The sequence below is a fragment of the Hahella sp. HNIBRBA332 genome (assembly GCF_030719035.1).
Classification (GTDB): domain Bacteria; phylum Pseudomonadota; class Gammaproteobacteria; order Pseudomonadales; family Oleiphilaceae; genus Hahella.
Genome location: NZ_CP132203.1, coordinates 6112390 through 6130043 on the forward strand (window position 1 = coordinate 6112390; position 17654 = coordinate 6130043).

16 protein-coding genes are annotated in these 17654 nt (G+C 55.9%); 12 read left to right on the forward strand and 4 right to left on the reverse strand.

Annotation, left to right across the window (positions count from 1 at the left end):
* Nucleotides 1–26: 26 nt before the first annotated feature.
* A complete protein-coding gene (locus O5O45_RS27070; protein ID WP_305902418.1) occupies nucleotides 27–998 on the reverse strand; it encodes a helix-turn-helix transcriptional regulator in 972 nt (323 codons plus the stop codon).
* Between the two features lie 104 nt (nucleotides 999–1102).
* Between O5O45_RS27070 and O5O45_RS27075 the strand changes: the two genes are divergently transcribed.
* The 6 genes from O5O45_RS27075 to O5O45_RS27100 all read left to right on the forward strand — a co-directional run bounded on the left by O5O45_RS27075 (nucleotide 1103) and on the right by O5O45_RS27100 (nucleotide 5013).
* Nucleotides 1103–1756, forward strand: coding sequence for a glutathione S-transferase family protein (locus O5O45_RS27075; protein ID WP_305902419.1), 654 nt, complete (start codon nucleotides 1103–1105; stop codon nucleotides 1754–1756).
* 142 nt (nucleotides 1757–1898) lie between these two features.
* Nucleotides 1899–2447, forward strand: a complete 549-nt coding sequence (locus O5O45_RS27080) for a 2OG-Fe(II) oxygenase (RefSeq protein WP_305902420.1) — start codon at nucleotides 1899–1901, stop codon at nucleotides 2445–2447.
* A gap of 33 nt (nucleotides 2448–2480) precedes the next feature.
* The gene (locus O5O45_RS27085; protein ID WP_305902421.1) at nucleotides 2481–2708 is read left to right on the forward strand and encodes a hypothetical protein; all 228 of its coding nucleotides are present in this window, start codon (nucleotides 2481–2483) and stop codon (nucleotides 2706–2708) included.
* Nucleotides 2709–2775: 67 nt separating this feature from the next.
* Nucleotides 2776–3588 (forward strand): DUF2310 family Zn-ribbon-containing protein, encoded by an 813-nt coding sequence (locus tag O5O45_RS27090; protein ID WP_305902422.1) that lies wholly within the window; start codon nucleotides 2776–2778, stop codon nucleotides 3586–3588.
* Between the two features lie 37 nt (nucleotides 3589–3625).
* Nucleotides 3626–4444: a DUF2310 family Zn-ribbon-containing protein gene (locus O5O45_RS27095; protein WP_305902423.1), complete on the forward strand. Its 819-nt coding sequence runs from the start codon at nucleotides 3626–3628 to the stop codon at nucleotides 4442–4444.
* A 113-nt stretch (nucleotides 4445–4557) separates the two neighbouring features.
* Nucleotides 4558–5013, forward strand: a complete 456-nt coding sequence (locus O5O45_RS27100) for a DUF4124 domain-containing protein (RefSeq protein ID WP_305902424.1) — start codon at nucleotides 4558–4560, stop codon at nucleotides 5011–5013.
* 22 nt (nucleotides 5014–5035) lie between these two features.
* Here the strand turns inward: O5O45_RS27100 and O5O45_RS27105 are convergent, their stop codons facing one another.
* Nucleotides 5036–6979 (reverse strand): methyl-accepting chemotaxis protein, encoded by a 1944-nt coding sequence (locus O5O45_RS27105; protein ID WP_305902425.1) that lies wholly within the window; start codon nucleotides 6977–6979, stop codon nucleotides 5036–5038.
* Between the two features lie 149 nt (nucleotides 6980–7128).
* Nucleotides 7129–8091 (reverse strand): isoaspartyl peptidase/L-asparaginase family protein, encoded by a 963-nt coding sequence (locus tag O5O45_RS27110; protein ID WP_305902426.1) that lies wholly within the window; start codon nucleotides 8089–8091, stop codon nucleotides 7129–7131.
* 140 nt (nucleotides 8092–8231) lie between these two features.
* On the opposite strand from O5O45_RS27110, the gene O5O45_RS27115 reads away from it, so the two are divergent.
* Nucleotides 8232–9422: a hypothetical protein gene (locus O5O45_RS27115; RefSeq protein WP_305902427.1), complete on the forward strand. Its 1191-nt coding sequence runs from the start codon at nucleotides 8232–8234 to the stop codon at nucleotides 9420–9422.
* On the opposite strand, the gene O5O45_RS27120 is transcribed toward O5O45_RS27115, so the two are convergent.
* Nucleotides 9419–10531: an ABC transporter substrate-binding protein gene (locus O5O45_RS27120; RefSeq protein WP_305902428.1), complete on the reverse strand. Its 1113-nt coding sequence runs from the start codon at nucleotides 10529–10531 to the stop codon at nucleotides 9419–9421. The two genes, O5O45_RS27115 and O5O45_RS27120, sit on opposite strands and share 4 nt — an antisense overlap.
* Nucleotides 10532–10847: 316 nt before the next feature.
* Here O5O45_RS27120 and O5O45_RS27125 point away from each other — a divergent pair, with 316 nt between their 5' ends.
* From O5O45_RS27125 to oadA, 5 genes are all read left to right on the forward strand, one after another.
* Entirely contained in the window at nucleotides 10848–12209 is a 1362-nt protein-coding gene (locus tag O5O45_RS27125; RefSeq protein WP_305902429.1) for a CmpA/NrtA family ABC transporter substrate-binding protein, read from the forward strand.
* 48 nt (nucleotides 12210–12257) lie between these two features.
* A complete protein-coding gene (locus O5O45_RS27130) occupies nucleotides 12258–13274 on the forward strand; it encodes an ABC transporter permease (protein WP_305902430.1) in 1017 nt (338 codons plus the stop codon).
* A 40-nt stretch (nucleotides 13275–13314) separates the two neighbouring features.
* Nucleotides 13315–14196, forward strand: a complete 882-nt coding sequence (locus O5O45_RS27135) for an ABC transporter ATP-binding protein (protein WP_305902431.1) — start codon at nucleotides 13315–13317, stop codon at nucleotides 14194–14196.
* 145 nt (nucleotides 14197–14341) lie between these two features.
* Nucleotides 14342–15814: an acetyl-CoA carboxylase biotin carboxylase subunit gene (locus O5O45_RS27140; protein WP_305902432.1), complete on the forward strand. Its 1473-nt coding sequence runs from the start codon at nucleotides 14342–14344 to the stop codon at nucleotides 15812–15814.
* A 15-nt stretch (nucleotides 15815–15829) separates the two neighbouring features.
* Nucleotides 15830–17626 carry a sodium-extruding oxaloacetate decarboxylase subunit alpha gene (oadA, locus tag O5O45_RS27145; RefSeq protein ID WP_305902433.1) on the forward strand — a complete coding sequence of 599 codons (1797 nt, stop codon included), beginning with the start codon at nucleotides 15830–15832 and terminating at the stop codon, nucleotides 17624–17626.
* Nucleotides 17627–17654 lie beyond the last annotated feature (28 nt).

Genomic DNA, 17654 nt, shown 5'->3' on the forward strand with positions numbered 1-17654 from the left:
GCTAAACCGGCGCCGGGCCCTATTTTTCACTTCTTCGCCGCATACAACTGCGTCATCTCTTCTGCAATACTCGTCATTTTTTCCCGTAACTCAGGCGGTCCCAGCACTTCCAGCTCGGCGCCGAACCGTAACAAGTCCACGCAGGCCTGACGCAGGGCTCCGACAGGCAGTGTGGCTTTACGCCAGCCCTGGGCGTCCGGGGTTGGGTCCATTATGGTGGCGGCGCGCACATAGGGAGAGTTGAGCGCATCCATCATCCAGACGCCTTTTTCAGATAGGCGCACTTCGGCGACGTAGGTGTGCAGCTCTTCTTCCAGGCGGAGAGTATTGGCGCGCCAGTAACCGGCCAGATCGAATTCCACTGGGCGTTCAAAACGAGTTGTTGAGACGCTCAGATCCTGAATGCGGGAGATGCGATAGGTGCGGAGATCGCCCTCGACTTGCGCCACCAGATACCAGGAACCGCTTTTCAATACGACGCCAAGAGGCTCGGCGCGGCGTTGCTTTTCTCCTTTCCAACTCTGGTAGCGCATCTCGATCGTTCGCTGTTCCCAGACTGCCTGGGTGATGTCCCGGAGATGGGCCGGGTGCTCGGACTCTGCGAACCAGGCGGGGGCGTCCAGATGAAAGCGGGATTGCATGCGTGCCGCGCCGGAACGCATTTCCTGGGGCAGAGCCGCCAACAGTTTCGTCTGGGCGGCGGTGACGGCGGCGCCCAACCCCATATCGTTGGCCGGGCCGGATAAACCGGTCAGAAACAGCGCTTCTGCTTCTTGCGACGACAGCCCGTTGAGACGGGTGCGATAGCCGTCCAAAAGACGGTATCCGCCCTCGGCGCCACGCTCGCTATAAACAGGGATGCCCAATGCGCTCAGTGTTTCTATGTCGCGGTAAACCGTGCGCAGAGACACGCCGCACTCCTTCGCCAGCACTGGCGCGGTGGTCTGGTCTCGGGCTTGGAGGGTCATAAGGATGGTCAGGAGACGGCTGGCGCGCATAACAAACCTGCTGCAAATTTTTTATTTTAAACCTGACAAAAACTGACAGGTATGAGGTCGTATTATGCCACTGTGTTTATTTCCCAACCAAAAGGATATGCGTCATGGCTTCAGATTCGAAAATTGTGTTGTTTCACTGCCCCCAGACCCGTTCCACTGGCTCCATGGTATTGTTGGAGGAGTTAGAAGCGGATTATGAAGTGAAACTGATCAACATCCGCGATGGTGAAAATCGGCGGGATGAGTATTTACAGGTGAACCCTCTGGGTAAAGTTCCCGCGTTGCTGCACGGGGATGCGATGATCACGGAACAGGTGGCGATCTTTCTTTATCTGGCGGACTTGTTTCCACAGGCGGGTCTGGCGCCGGCGCTGAATGATCCATTGCGCGGACCTTATTTGCGCTGGATGGTTTACTACGCCAGTTGTTTTGAGCCGGCGGTTGTGGACAAAGCGCTGCAAAGAGACCCCGCGCCGCGGGACACCAGTCCTTATGCGGATTATGACATCATGTTGAACGCTGTCGTCGAGCGTCTCGCCAGTGGACCCTACATGCTGGGCGATAAGTTCTCGGCGGCGGACGTTTTGTGGGGAATGGCGTTTCACTGGTGTACTCAGTTTGGATTGGTTCCGCGCACGGAGGTCATCGACGCCTATATCAAACGCGTCACCAGCCGCCGCAGTTTCAGCGAGGTGCTGGCCAGAGACGTGGAGATCGCGGCGGAATTACAGGCGAAAACGGAAACTTCGACAGACTGATCTCCCTTCATATTTCTCATCCTATCGCCGCCTGCTGTGGGCGGCTTATGCGTATGGTTTTCCCTGTCCGCCGCTGGATAATACAGACTCCTACCGCCCATTTTGGGTATTCGCCGCGTAGTCATAGGAGTGAGTTGGCGACATGAAAAAAATCGAATATGGCGCAGGCGTTTTCGCCATTCAAGGGTTTCTAACGGCGCAAGAATGCGACGCCTATATTTCCGACAGTGAAGCAATGGGATACGACGAAGCGGAGATCCAAACCGCGCGTGGATCGCAGATGTACAAAGATATCCGTAACAATGATCGCGTTATTTTTGATGACGCCGTCATGGCGGATAATATCTTCAAACGAATCAAAGCCATGCTGCCGCAGGAGTTGGATGGCTGGGAACTGGTCGGCTTGAATGAACGACTGCGTTTCTATCGCTATGAACCCGGCCAGTACTTCAAATGGCATCGCGACGGCTCATACGCCCGCAGCGAAAAAGAAGCGAGCCTGCTGTCATTCCTGATCTTTCTGAATGAGGATTATGAAGGGGGTGAGATCGCCTTCCGCTGGGACAAAATCAAACCCGAAAAAGGCTCCGTGATAGTATTTCCCCATGCCACAATGCATCAAGGCTCCACTATCTCAAGCGGCGTTAAATATGTGCTGCGCACGGATGTGATGTATCGGGAGATGGCGTAGTCTTTTTATTCTCTAAATCTGTGTGGTATTCAGATGGAAGATCTATTAGTCCTACTCCTTAGACTGCTGGGCGTCATTGCGCAAGGCGTGTTCTATTTCGTGATGGAGTTTCTGATCAAAGGCCCGGGATATCTGATCCATCGACTATTCGCCGGTAAACATGCCGACCCGGAAGGATTATTTGCGTTTGTGTTTGGGATATTGTTCTGGATCGTGGTGGGGTTTGCTTGCTATTTCGTCTACAAGGCATTTTTCAGTTAACTATTGAATTAATAGTTCATTCTGTCCGCTACTGCCTTTTTATCTCGTGCTCTTCGGGAAAATAATCGTGCTGTATAAAGTAAGCTTAAAACCTGACGCTTCTAAGAATTTTGATGTGGCGGAAGCTAGAGAGCTTCTCGAAAGCTATCTCGCGGCTATGCTGAAAAATGGTCAAATATTCGAGGATTCTAATATTGCCTTTCATAATGGAGCTTTGAATGCGTACGTTAATCTCCAGGGTTCGCAAGCCATGTTGCTCAAACATCATAGCCAGTTTGGGCTGGATTGTTTGAGTAAGATAGACGCGTTTTTCAATTCTTCTCCACACTGGGAGTGTTTGGATGATGTGCTGGAAGAAGAATTTGATTGGCGTACTTCTTCGTCGTTGATTCTAGCCACTGATATGTTTGCTGAAGGGGCTTCTCTGCGGAGAGAAGGGGATGGCAAAGGGATTCCGCTTTATCACCTTCCTGTGTCTGATGAAGTCAGGGAAAATATTTACCGTTGGAACTTGTCGTATCAAGCCCATGATCGGCTCTGGATAGATAGCGGCTCTCTTGAAATACCTGCTTACAAGGAGATTGCGGAGGTTAATAGCGAATTGTCCGAGATGGGACGGGAATACTGCCGACTAATAGAGCAGGCGACTAATCTACCCACCTATTATTTTCTGTATCGTTATTGGGGGCGTGGTCAGGATGAAGAGCATCGTAAATGCCCGGGCTGCGGTGGCCGTTGGCGTACTTCAGAGCCGCTTGATGGAAGAAGCGAATACTGGCTTTTCCCATTCAAATGTGCCCCTTGCCGTCTTGTTTCCGACGCAGGCGTCGAGATGGATGACGACGACCACGCGCTCATTGGAGAGTGGACAGGCCCGTAGTTATTAGTAGCGCTAAAGTGCTGGTAAGGAAAGAGTCTTGATTCTACATAAAGTAACCTTTGGTTCGCTGGTTAATGATGATAAAGATGAGGCGCTGGAGCTGGCGTTCAACTTTCTCTCTACGCTTGCGCATAATGGGCAGGTGAATGTAGACGATTATGTTTGCGCAGTTCAGCAGGGGCTTGTTTGCGCATATGTTAATACGCTTGGACCCAGCGCCACGGAGCTGAGGTTTTATAACCGTTATGGTTTGAGTTCATTGGAAGGGCTTAAACGGTATTTCGGCGGTGAACCGGTTTGGGAAAAGTTGGAGGATAACGCGGCGAAGAAAGAAGCCTCGTGGAAAGGCGCGCCATTCCTGTACTTGCATACGCTCGACAATGGCGGCGAGTCGCCATTATATCGTGGGGACAATGGAGAAAATATCTCCCTGTATACCGTTCCTTGCGACGCGGATGAGCGTGAGCAGGCTTATTTCTGGCAACGGGATTACCGCCAGTGTGACTCGATTTGGATGAGATCTGCGGTGCTTGAGTCAGAAACCTACAAGGAACTTGCCGACGCCAATAGTGCGCTGACTTTGGCTGGGAAGGAAGTGAGCCGGATCATTGAAGCCGCCACTGGCGTACCTACATACTATTTTCTCTTTCGGTATTGGGGCCGACGTAAAAATGAGGAAAAACGCAGGTGTCCAGGGTGTGGTGGAGATTGGCGGACAGGTCATTCTATAGAGAGGAGCAGCGACCTCTGGTTATTCCCCTACCAATGCGAACCCTGCAGGCTGGTCGCCAGTCACGCACTGGCGGATGACGACGAACGCCGCGCTTCCATTGGCGAATGGAAAGACGGTAAGTAGTTGTTTGGCGTGTGTTTCCGCATTTATTTGTATCTTGGGATTGATGGTCTATTCTGGTTATTTTGTAAGGCTGCTCGTTAGGAGCGGCGCGGACTGAATCTTTGGAGTGGGAAATGCGGAAGTTGGCGGTGGTTTTCTTATTGTTGTCCGGGATGGCTGAAGCGGGTATCTACAAGTGTACGGATGCGTCGGGCAATATGACGTTTTCAGATCGTCCCTGCCCGGGGCAGAAGCAGGAGCAAATCAAAAAGGATGCGGCGCCCGTTGCTACGGATGATGAAGGATCGGCGTCCGGGGAAGCATTGGGGTCTGATTTCTGTTCTAAATCCATTGGCAACGGCAAGGACTGGCTGTCGAGCATGCGAGACGTCGCCAGGAAAAACCTGAACTCCGGCCACATGACGCAGGCGCAATACGATCAGGGCATGCCTGAGCTGAAACGCATCGAGGGCAAGCTGACCCAGCGCGAGTGTTCGCAGGCGAAAGGCAAGCAACGCCAGTTCTTCGAGTGTCTCAATGACGCGTCCAATCACCTTGCCCAGTGTATGAGCACGTATCGGCCCTATTAATCCCCTCAGAAACAGTCGGGCGTTACACCACAAATTCAGACACCTGCCGCCGCAAATCCGACACGGACTGCTGAATGCTGGCTCCGGCCTGGGCGGATTCGGCGGCGGATTGCTGGGTGCGCTCCGACGCATCGGCGATATTGACGATATTGCGGTTGATCTCCTCCGCGACGCCGCTTTGTTCTTCCGCCATGGAAGCGATTTCGGTGGCGCGATCGTACAGACCGATTACCAACTGGTTGATGTTCTCCAGGCTGCTGTCAGACTCGGTGAACGCTTCGCTGGAGCGTTTGGCCCGTTCTGAGGCGGCGCTGATGGAGCGCACCGCGCTCTGACTGCCGCTTTGCAGGCTGTCTATACGATTTTGAATCTCTGTGGTGGATTGCTGGGTTTTATTGGCGAGGGTGCGTACTTCATCCGCCACCACCGCGAAACCGCGTCCGCTGTCTCCCGCCCGTGCGGCCTCGATGGCGGCGTTAAGCGCGAGCAGGTTGGTCTGTTCGGCGATGGTGCGGATCACCAGCAATACGGAGCCGATCTCTTTACTGTGGGAGTCGAGTTGATTGACGACTTCTTCCGCATTGCTCATCTCCGATTGCAGTGAGTGCAGCATATTGCGCAGGTTGTGCGAAATGGAGCCGGATTTTTTAGTTTCTGACTTGATGTGATCGACATCGTTGGCCACCAGTTGCACATGCTCCGCCACATGATGAATGCTGCTGGACATTTCTGAGATAGCGGATGAGATCTGCTCGATTTCCTGCTTCTGATGCGCCACCGCTTCATCGGCTTGCTGGGTGTTCTGCTTCAACTCATCGGATTGTGACGAAGCCAGTTCAGCGGATTTATTCACGTTCAACACGATTTTCTGTATCCGCTCGATAAAGACGTTGAGGCCTTTGCCCACGTCGGCGATTTCGTCATTGCCCTGAATTCTCACCCGTTGCGTCAGGTCCGCCTCACCCTCGGCGATGTTCCAGATGGCTTTGCTTAGCACATCCACCTTTAATACCACCCGCACGCCAAGCACCAGGGATATCAGCACCACCAGGATTATTCCCGCTGCAAGAGAAGCGGTGGTCAGACTGCCGATTAAAGACTCCGCCCCTTCGCGAATCTGCAGGACGGCGGAAGAGATGGATTCGTCTGTTTGCGTTTCGGTGTTTTTCAGCGACAGCCGCAGCGCCTCCGACACTCGTGACAATTCACTGCCGAGCACATTGGCCACCGCCACCTTGCTCTGATTGGTAAGATCCGCGAACTGGCCTTTCAAGCGCTCCATCTGGCCATCAATGCGGGAAGTGCTGACGCCCACCACGAACTGGCCGATCACAGCGCCCTGGGGCGCGATATCCGTACGAATGACGACGATACCGGGGTCTTTCTCCGCCGCATCAATCACCTTGGCCAGCGAGCCTTTGCCTTCGCCCTGTTTGATCAGCTCCTGGACTTTCTCATCGGTGCGGTCGACATAGCGGGTCAACTGCTCGGGCTCCTGGCCGAAAAAGCCATAAAAGCCGGCAAACACGATGGAGTCGCTGTTGTCCACTAACTGCGCCAGACGCGTCAATTCCGGGGTGTCCCGATCCCAGATAGCGGGCGGGGCGATAGCGGCGACGATGCCGGTGAGGTTTTTAACCCCCTCATCCAGGGTCTGTCGCAGATTTTGGGCGATATCCTTGCGCTGAGTCTCCAGCTGCGCGCCCAGTTGGGTCTGTAGCTGCTGCTGGGCGCTGTTGGACATGGTCTGTAATTGCGTGGCGACGGCGCTTTCCGCCGCGTTCAGTTCAGTGCTGACCTTTTGGCGGCTGTCGCGCAGACCGGATTCGACCTCTTTGACCAGACTGTTTAATTGAAATTGGCCGAGCAGAATATTGGCGACAATCTGCAACGCCACCGCGACGCACAACACGATAAGCACCGGCCGCAACAGCCGGGTGGTGAAAAAACGCAGCAATTTAGGCATAGACATCCCCAGAAAGTACTGACAAACGGCGCAAAGCCCCCTTGCGCCCTGACGGGAGAGAAGGGGGCTTTTGTCAAAAACCTTCTTTAAGAATAGTCTATCCCACTGTTTTGGCTAAAAATAATGCTAAGGATTGGTGGCCTGGGTCGTTAAGCCTTACTGGGGCGCACCGCATCGTCACCGTAGATGCCAGTGAAAACCGCGCCGTCGTCTTCGCTCCAGCCCCGATACATGCCTTCCGTATTAAAGTTCAACACTACTGCGCCGGTATGATCGATGGCGATGAGTCCGCCTTCGCCGCCTCTGGGCTGCAACTCTTCGAACAACACCTGCCGCGCGCACTGCTGCAGCGATTCGCCAAGATAGCGATAACGGGCGCAAACCTCATGGGCCACGACATGGCGAATAAAGTATTCCCCATGCCCGGTGGTGGACACGGCGCAACTGCGATTGTCGGCGTAAGCGCCGCAGCCGATCAGCGGAGAGTCGCCGACGCGGCCGTACTTTTTATTGGTCATGCCGCCGGTGGAGGTGGCGGCGGCCAGGTTGCCAGCCTGATCAAAGGCGACGGCGCCCACAGTACCGAATTTATAATCCTCTGCGCCTGGCTCCAGGCTGGGCTTCGCTTTATCCTGGGCCTGACGCCACTGGCTATGGCGCATGGGCGTGCCGAACCAGGAGTTTTCCACCTGGGGCAATCCCATCGCCTTGGCGAAACGGTCAGCGCCTTCGCCCGCCAACAGGACATGTTTGGACTTATTCATGACCGCGCGAGCGACTGACACAGGATTTGGGCTGTTGCGGATGCCCGCCACGGCGCCGGCTTTCAATGTTGCGCCATCCATGATGGAAGCGTCCAGCTCATGGTCGCCGTCGTAGTTGTAGACGGAGCCTTTACCGGCGTTGAACCACTCGCTGTTCTCCAACTCGCGCACCGCCGCTTCGACGGCGTCCAGGCTGGTTCCTCCCTGGGCTAATATCTGTTTGCCCGCTATGACCGCCTGCCGCAGGGCGGCGTGTACTTCGTTCTCCTGGTCCTCTGTGAGCATTCCTTTGGACAAGGTCCCCGCTCCTCCATGAATGGCGATCGCGTATCGATTCGGCTGCGTCATAAAAGTTTCCTGGTTTTCTTGATGAAATACTGCTGGCGCCTGGGGTTTTCCCCAGTTATCGCCCTGGGCAGGGCTTGTTTAACTGGAGCGTTTTAACAGCAGATCAATATTCCAATTTTCCAGTCAGGGGATCAATCATCATGTTAAACGTTTGCCGGTCGACGCTATTTATCCATGTTTGGCGCAGCATGCCGACCATGGCGCTGGCTATCATCGCCGTCTCTGTGTTGACGTCGTCGCCTGCGCGCGCCGCCGACGGATTGGCGGATGTCTATCAACATATCGAGGCCATGCGGATCAGTCGTGAGCTCTGTAACGAGGCGAAGCTGTCTGTGGTGAGCGAAGCGACTTTTCAACAGTGGGCGGAACGCAATCAGGTTGCGCAAGTGGAGGCCATGGTGCGTCGTCGCGCTGAGGACAACCCGAAAGTGGGTGATTTGCTGGAGTCCGCCAGACTCAAAATGCGCCGCTCCCTGGAAAGTAAGATGCCGCAGATATGTAAGGCGATGGCGGGCGCAATCGACAGCGATGAGTTCAATCCGGTCCGCAGTAATCCTGAGTTTTATCGGACGCTGAAGTCTTCCCCGGAGCATGCCGACGCGTCAAAGACGGCTCCCAGTTCATCCAAGAACAAAGGGGAGAAACCTTCGGTGAAGGTGTCCCTTATTTCCGCTGATATGGATAAGTACCTAAAAAAGGGCGGCGGCCCGGATTGGGATGAGGTGGAGAAGGTGGTGCTGATCTCCTCGTCAAACGGTTTCAGCCTGATATTCAAACCTCAGCTTCTATTCAGTAACGGCGATCTGTATCGTGATTTCGATCTGGCGTTGGAAGACCTGGATGTGGACGCTTCCCGGCGCGCCCGGCCCAAAGCCTGGGGGAGCTGGAAGGAGCAAGGCGACACTTATGTTTTCAATATTCCCGGAGACGCTCCTTGGGAGGTTCCCCAAGTTTACCCGGTATGGCCAGCGGATAAGGGCGCGAAACTGGATGGAACCTGGAAAGCCGGTTCAACCATGATCATGCCCAGCGCCGAATTGGGTATGATGGATGTCATCGCCTCAGCGCAAACCATCACTTTCACCCGCTCTGGCCGCTTCGAGTTGAACAGATCGTCCGGCGGCTCCGTGGCGTCTGCAGGCGCGGGCGTTTCCACTTACGCCAACGCTGGGGCCGCCGGAAAATATCGCCTGAGCGAATACGCGCTCACCCTGCAGTTTGATGATGGGCGCACCGAGCGCGTCAGCTTTTACTATTTCGACAGCAAGGGACGGAAATCATCCACCGTGGTGGGCATCGCTGGCGTCACCTTTATCAAACAGGATGATTAGTTATTCGTCAGCGCCATTTGTTCAATGACGGATTCAAGGGAAAAGTTGTAGGCGGAAATAGCTGGGTTCAAAGCCAGGGAATAGCGTGAGAAGTCGACTTTACGCAGGGTCTGCGGATAGTCCTCCAGGCGCTTCAGCACGGCTATGATTTTGCCGGCATTGCGGTGATTGGCCAGCAGCAAAGGGGTATGGAAGATGCTGGTGGCTACCGGGCGGGGCTTGCCCTGCAAGTGGTCGAAGGCCAGGATGACCGCCCAGGCTCCTTCGACATAGTGGCCGCCGGCGGTGATTGTGAGTGCGCCTTCGCTTACTTGGCGCAGAGAGGTCGGGTTGATGTCATAGGAATTGACCCAGACATCACGGCCTGGCGTGCGCTGGTATTTCTCCAACGCCGCCAGGACGCCTACCGTCGTGCGGTAGTTGGCGGACCAAATGGCGTTGGTGTCAGGAAAGCGCTCCAACAGTCCCTTCGTGCGGCTTTCCGCGTCTTCAGCGCTCCAGTCTGTATACACCACCTGGTTAAGCGTGACGTCGTCGAATAATCCCACCGCCGTGCGCAACCCTTTCTCTCGGGCGATGGCCGGGCTGTCGGCGGCGAAGCCGTTGATGGCGATCATATTGACCCTGCGTCCTGAACTGCTGGCCCGGACATCGCGAATCAATGCGACAGTGATGGCGGTGGCGGAGCCGACGTCGTCCGGTAGTAACTGGGCGATCCAATGTTCGAAGCGCTGCTTGGGACTTCCCAGCTTGTCGGCGGCTTCTCCTTCGAGTCCGCTGTTATAGAGCACGCAAATCACCGGAGAGGTTTCGCAGAGCGGTATAAAGGTTGCCGCTGTCTGTAGAAAGTTCGGAAAAATGATGGCGTCGAACTTACGCCGCTCTTTCAGCAGGCGTTCGAACTGCCGCAGCATCAGGTGGCGGTCAGCGTCGCCGTCCAGCACATGCAGCTCCACATCCAGATCTTCCGCGGCGCTTTGCGCGAACAGCGCCACCCGGTTCCAAAACGGGGTGTCGTTGGGGATCAACAGGGCGAAGCGATATTGCGCAGCATTTACTGCGCCGCAATAAAACAGCATAGCCACCAATAACGACGCGCCTCTGATCACAGATGCCTCTCTATTTACACAGTTCTTGCAGTTCAAGCAGTTCAAGACAGGAATATGACAAAGTATCGTCTACCTCTGAAGAAAAGCCAAAGCGGTGGGGGGAGCTGGACGATCATGGCTCACTCAAATGGTGCGAGAAGCGCCGGGCGTAGTGCATGGCGCCGGTATAACTTGGTGCGTTAGGTGATTTTTGCTGGCGCCAAAAAGGTGCGTCGTTAAGGTGATTGAATATCAACTAAATGATTTAAATGATAAAAATCCGCCAATGGTATGAATGTTGGATTGATATGGTCAGTTCTTAACCTCGGAGCGGACCATGAAAGTCACGATAACGCTAAAGAATCTGGTGAAGGGTATTGTCCTGTCCTGTTGCGTAAGCGGCGCTTTTGCAGCGGAACTGGAGAAGGAAGATCTGAAGTTCGGTTTCATCAAGTTGACCGATATGGCGCCATTGGCGATTGCGCGGGAAAAAGGATTTTTTGAAGACGAAGGTTTGTTTGTCGAGCTGGAGGCTCAGGCTAACTGGAAAGTGCTGCTGGACCGGGTGATCACCGGTGAGTTGGACGGCGCGCATATGCTGGCGGGGCAACCGCTGGGCGCCACCATCGGCTTCGGTACACAAGCGCATATTATCACCGCCTTCAGCATGGACTTGAACGGCAACGGCATTACCGTATCCAACGACGTCTGGCGGGAAATGAAAAAGCATATCCCGATGGAGAACGGCAAACCCGTGCATCCTATCAAGGCGGATTATCTCAAGCCGGTTCTGGAGAAGTATCGGAACGAAGGCAAACCCTTCAAGATGGGCATGGTGTTTCCCGTTTCCACGCATAATTATGAACTGCGCTACTGGCTGGCGGCGGGCGGAATTCACCCGGGCTTTTACGCGCCTCACAGAGGAGATATCACCGGGCAGATCAAAGCCGACGCGCTGTTGTCGGTGACGCCGCCGCCGCAGATGCCGTCAACGTTGGAGGCGGGTACGATCTTCGGCTACTGCGTGGGCGAACCCTGGAACCAGCAGGCGGTCTTCAAAGGCATCGGCGTGCCCGTCATCACTGATTACGAGCTGTGGAAAAATAATCCCGAGAAAGTGTTCGGCGTTTCCAAAGAATGGGCGGATAAATATCCCAATACCCATATCGCCATCGTGAAAGCGATGATCCGTGCGGCCAAATGGCTGGATGAAAACAACAACGCCAATCGTCCGGAAGCGGTGAAAATCCTGTCTCAGTCGAATTACGTCGGCGCGGATTACGAGGTGATCGCCAACTCCATGACCGGTGCGTTTGAGTACGAGAAGGGCGATAAGCGCGCTCTGCCGGACTTCAATGTCTTCTTCCGCTATCACGCCACCTATCCCTATTACTCCGACGCCATCTGGTATCTCACCCAGATGCGTCGTTGGGGGCAGATTCCAGAAGCCAAACCTGACAGCTGGTATATGGAAACCGCCAAAAAGGTCTATCGCCCGGATATCTATCGCAAAGCGGCGGAAGCATTAATCGCGGAAGGCAGGATGGCGAAATCCGACTTTCCCGATTTCGCCAGCGAGGACGGCTTCCGGCCGCCTCAAGATGAATTCATTGACGGCGTCGCCTATGACGGACGCAAGCCCAACGCTTATCTAGCCAGCTTCAGCATTGGCTTGAAAGGCGACGAGACAGTGGAATAACGGCCTGCGTCGGGCAAGCCCGACGCCTCTTGGCGTGAGGACGGACAAATGATGGCTCAAATCTCTCAACGACTGGAAAGCGCCGCCTGGCTGGCGCCTTGGGTGCGTCTGCTGAAAGGGGAAAACCCCCGGGAGCAGGTTGCTGCAATTGTGCGGGGCGTCGGCGTACCGTTACTGGCTTTTCTGCTGTTTTTGGGTGTCTGGGACGCGGCGGCGTCGCGCATTCAGACCTCTCTGGGCGCGGTGCCGGGACCGGCGCAAGTCTGGCTGCAGGCGCAGGGGCTCTGGTTGGAACACCGACAAGAGCGGGAAAAGGCGGAGGCGTTCTATCAACGACAGGAAGAGCGCAACGCGAAGAAGCTGGCGCAGGACCCAGCGGCGGAAGTGAAGTGGCGTTCCTACAACGGACGTCCGACCTACTTGGACCAGATCATCACCAGCCTCTATACCGTGTTCGTCGGCTTCAGTCTGGCGGTGCTGATCGCCGTGCCAGTGGGCGTCGTATGCGGGCTTAGCAAGACCATGTACGCGGCGGCCAACCCGCTGATTCAGATTTTCAAACCGGTGTCGCCACTGGCCTGGCTGCCGTTGGTGACCATGGTGGTGAGCGCAGTGTATGTCACTGACGATCCACTGCTGGAGAAGTCATTCGTCAACTCGGCCATTACCGTCACCCTGTGCTGCATGTGGCCGACGCTGGTCAACACTATCGTCGGCGTGTCCGGATTGGATAAGGACCTGAACAACGTCAGTCTGGTGCTGCGCCTGTCCTGGATGACCAAGGTGCGCAAAGTGGTGCTGCCGTTCGCCGTGCCGATGATCTTCACCGGCATGCGATTGTCACTGGGTGTGGGGTGGATGGTGCTGATCGCCGCGGAAATGCTGGCGCAGAACCCTGGGCTGGGTAAATTCGTGTGGGACGAATTCCAGAACGGCAGCTCCAACTCCCTGGGGCGCATCATGGTGGCGGTATTCACCATAGGGATCATCGGCTTTGCGCTGGATCGCGGCATGCTGGCCATTCAACGGCGCATCGCCTGGGATAAAACAGCGGACATACGCTGAACAAACCGAACTTACGAGCTTTAACCAAGAGGAGTCGCCTATGTCCGCTGAACATTTGTTGATCGACCATGTCAGCATAGAATTCGATACGCCAAAAGGGAAATTTAAAGCCCTGGATCGGGTCAATCTGCGTATTGCGAAAGGGGAGTTCGTATCCCTGATCGGGCATTCGGGGTGCGGTAAGTCCACGGTGCTTAATATTATCGCGGGTCTGTTGCAGGCCACGGAAGGCGGCATCGTGCTGGACGGCAAGGAAGTGAACGAGCCGGGGCCGGAGCGGGCGGTGGTGTTTCAGAATCACTCCCTGTTGCCCTGGCTGACCGCTTATGAAAACGTGGAGCTGGCGGTGCGTCAGGTGTTCCGCGGCAAAAAGAACAAGCGGGAAATGAAAGAGTGGATCGAGCACAATCTGCGTCTGGCGCATATGGATCACGCCATGCACAAGAAGCCATCGGAAATATCCGGCGGCATGAAGCAGCGGGTCGGCATCGCCCGCGCGCTGGCCATGGAGCCTTCGGTATTGCTGATGGATGAGCCCTTCGGCGCGCTGGATGCTTTGACCCGGGCCCATTTGCAGGACTCTTTGATGGAAATCCAGAATGAGCTTAACAACACAGTCGTCATGATTACTCACGATGTCGATGAAGCGGTGCTGCTGTCTGATCGTATCGTCATGATGACCAACGGGCCGGCGGCGACCATCGGCGAAGTGCTGTCTGTGGATCTGCCGCGACCGCGCGACCGTCTGGCGCTGGCGGATGACAGTCGCTACAACCATTTGCGGGCGGAAGTGCTGCGTTTCCTGCATGAGCGGCGCGGGGATAAAACAGCGCCCGCTGTGGAAGAGGACTCCAGTACAGTGATTGAAAACGGCGTAAAAATGCCCTCTAAGTCGCCGCGAAAGGCGCAAGAAGCGGCCTGATCAGGCCGCTCAGATGAGCGATTAATAAACTTTATCGCTACGATGACGTTACTTTTCTTCACAGACATACGTATTTCCCGCTAGACTTATCGGCGGCTAAATGACTCTCATTTAGCCGCTAAAGAAAAGAAGAGGGATAATTCCAGTGCCTGTAACTTCTACATCATCACAACCACAATCATCATCAAAACCCAAGCTGTCCATCAAAAAAGTATTGATAGCCAACCGCGGCGAAATCGCGGTGCGGGTCGCCCGCGCTTGTCGCGAGCTGGGCATTCGGTCTGTTGCGATTTATTCGGAAGCCGACCGTTACGCCCTGCACGTGAAGAAAGCGGACGAGTCCCACTGCCTGGGGTCCGATCCGTTGCAGGGCTATCTCAGCCCGCACCAGATCGTGAATCTGGCAGTGGAGACAGGCTGTGACGCGCTGCATCCGGGCTATGGATTTCTCTCCGAAAACGCTGAGTTGGCGGAAATCTGCGCCCAGCGGGGTGTGAAATTTATCGGACCCAGCGCTGACGTCATTCGACAAATGGGCGATAAAACCGAGGCTCGCAGCAGCGCCAAACGCGCCAGCGTGCCCGTGACTCCTGGCAGCGAAGGCAACCTGAGGGACTTGGAGCACGCAGTGGAAGTCGCCGCCGGCATCGGCTATCCGGTTATGCTGAAAGCCACTTCAGGCGGCGGCGGACGCGGTATTCGCCGCTGCAACGACGAGAAAGACCTGCGCAGCAACTACCAGCGGGTTATTTCAGAAGCCACCAAGGCCTTTGGTCGTGCGGAAGTGTTCCTGGAGAAGTGCATCGTGGACCCGCGCCATATCGAGGTGCAGGTGTTGGCGGACGCCCATGGCGGCGTCGTGCACCTGTACGAGCGGGATTGTTCCATTCAGCGCCGTAATCAGAAACTGATCGAATTGGCGCCCTCGCCGCAGCTCACCAACGAACAGCGCCACTATGTGGGTGAACTGGCGGTGAAAGTCGCCAGGGAAGTGGGTTATGAAAATGCGGGGACGGTGGAATTTCTGCTTGATCATGACGGCAGCTTCTATTTCATGGAAATGAATACACGGGTGCAGGTGGAACACACCATCACCGAGCAAATCACCGGCATCGACATCGTCAAAACCCAGATCCGCATCGCCGCTGGCGAACCCCTGCCGTTTCTGCAGGCGGACATCAGCTATCGCGGTTTCGCCGCCCAGTTCCGCATCAACGCGGAAGACCCGAAAAACGGCTTTCTGCCCAGTTTCGGGCGCATCAGCCGCTACTACTCTCCCGGCGGCCCTGGCGTACGGACCGATGCGGCGATTTATACCGGTTACACCATTCCTCCCTATTACGATTCCATGTGCGCCAAGCTCATTGTCTGGAATCTGACCTGGGAGGATATGCTGGAGCGCGCCGAGCGGGCCCTGGAGGACATGCAGATATACGGGATTCGTACGACGATCCCCTACTATCGCGAGATTCTCCGACATCCCGAGTTCCGCGCGGGAGACTTCAATACCGGTTTCGTCGAAGCCCATCCTGAACTGATCAACTATTCCATCAAACGTCGGCCGGAATCGCTGGCCGCCGCGCTCGCAGCGGCGGTCGCCGCGCAGGCGGGCATGTAAGGGAGCGAATTAAGCATGAGTAAGAAAATCAACATCACTGACGTCATCCTGCGCGACGGTCACCAGTCGCTGATCGCCACCCGCATGCGCACGGAAGATATGCTGCCGGTGGCGGAAAAACTCGACAAAGCCGGTTATTGGTCTCTGGAAGTGTGGGGCGGCGCTACGTTCGACGCCTGCGTACGCTTCCTGAAGGAAGATCCCTGGGAGAGACTGCGTCAACTGCGTAAAGCCATTCCCAACACGCGTCTGCAGATGCTGCTGCGCGGCCAGAACCTGCTGGGCTACAGACACTACTCCGATGACGTGGTGACGGCGTTTGTGGAAAAGGCCGCCAGCAACGGCATCGACGTGTTCCGTATCTTCGACGCCCTCAATGACGTGCGTAATCTGGAAACCGCCATTGCGGCGGTGAAGAAAGCTGGCAAACACGCTCAAGGCGCGATCTGCTATACCACCAGCCCGGTGCATACCGTCGAGGCGTTTGTGGATCAGGCCAAGCGGATGGCGGATATGGGCGCGGACAGCATCGCCATCAAAGACATGGCGGGCCTGCTGACCCCGCAAGTGACTTTCGAACTGGTCAGCGCGCTCAAGCAATCCCTGAAACTGCCGATCTTCCTGCATTCCCACTACACCTCTGGCATGGCGTCCATGTGCCAGCTGAAGGCGGTGGAAGCGGGCGTGGATCACCTCGATACCTGTATTTCCTCCTTCGCAGGCGGCACCAGCCATCCGCCCACGGAAACCATTGCGGCGACCCTGAAAGCGGCGGGCTACGAAACCGGTCTGGATATGAAACTCCTGGGCGAGGTGGCGGCGCATTTCCGTGAAGTGCGCAAGAAGTACCATCAGTTTGAAAGCGAGTACAACGGCGTCGACACCAGTGTGCTGATCAACCAAGTTCCCGGCGGCATGATGTCCAACCTGGCCAACCAGTTGAAAGAGCAGGGCGCGCTGGATCGCATTCGCGACGTGTTCGCCGAAATTCCCCGCGTGCGCGAAGACCTCGGCTATCCGCCGCTGGTGACGCCGACCTCACAGATTGTGGGAACGCAGGCGGTGCTCAACGTGATCACCGGCAAGCGCTACGAAACCATCACCAACGAAGTGAAGCGCTATCTGCAGGGCTGGTACGGTCAGGCGCCGGCGCCGGTGAATCTGGAGTTGCAGAAGCAGGCGATTGGCAAGGAAGACGTGATCGACGGTCGTCCCGCCGACCTGTTGCAGCCGGAGTTGCACAAGCTGAAAGGAGAAGTGGGAGATCTGGCGGAGTCGGATGAAGATATGCTGACTTACGCCATGTTCCCGGAAGTGGCCAAGCCCTTCCTGCAAGGGCGCAAGGCGGGCACTCTCAAGCCGGAGCCTTTGCAGCCGAAGGCGGACGCCAAGGCGGCTGGCGTGGCGACCGAGTTCAAGATCACGGTTCACGGCGAAACCTACGACATCCACGTCACTGGCGTCAGCCCCAGCGGCGAGAGCGAGCGTCGCTTCTACATGACAGTGGATGGCGAGCCGGAGGAGATCATGATCGAATCCACCGGCGCTTATACGCCGGCTGAAGGCGGTGGTAAGCGTCAACGCGCTTCCGCGCCCGGTCATATCACCACCGCCATGCCCGGCAACATTGTCGATGTGTTGGTCAAGGAAGGTCAGACCGTGGCCGTTGGCGACGCGGTGTTGATTATCGAAGCCATGAAGATGGAAACCGAGATCAAAGTCGGCGTTGCAGGTGTGGTGAAAGGCGTTTTCGCCAAGAAAGGCGACCGCGTCACGCCGGGAGAAATCCTGGTGGATATCGAGACCGCCTGATCCCGCCTGGTATGCATTCGCCATCGCC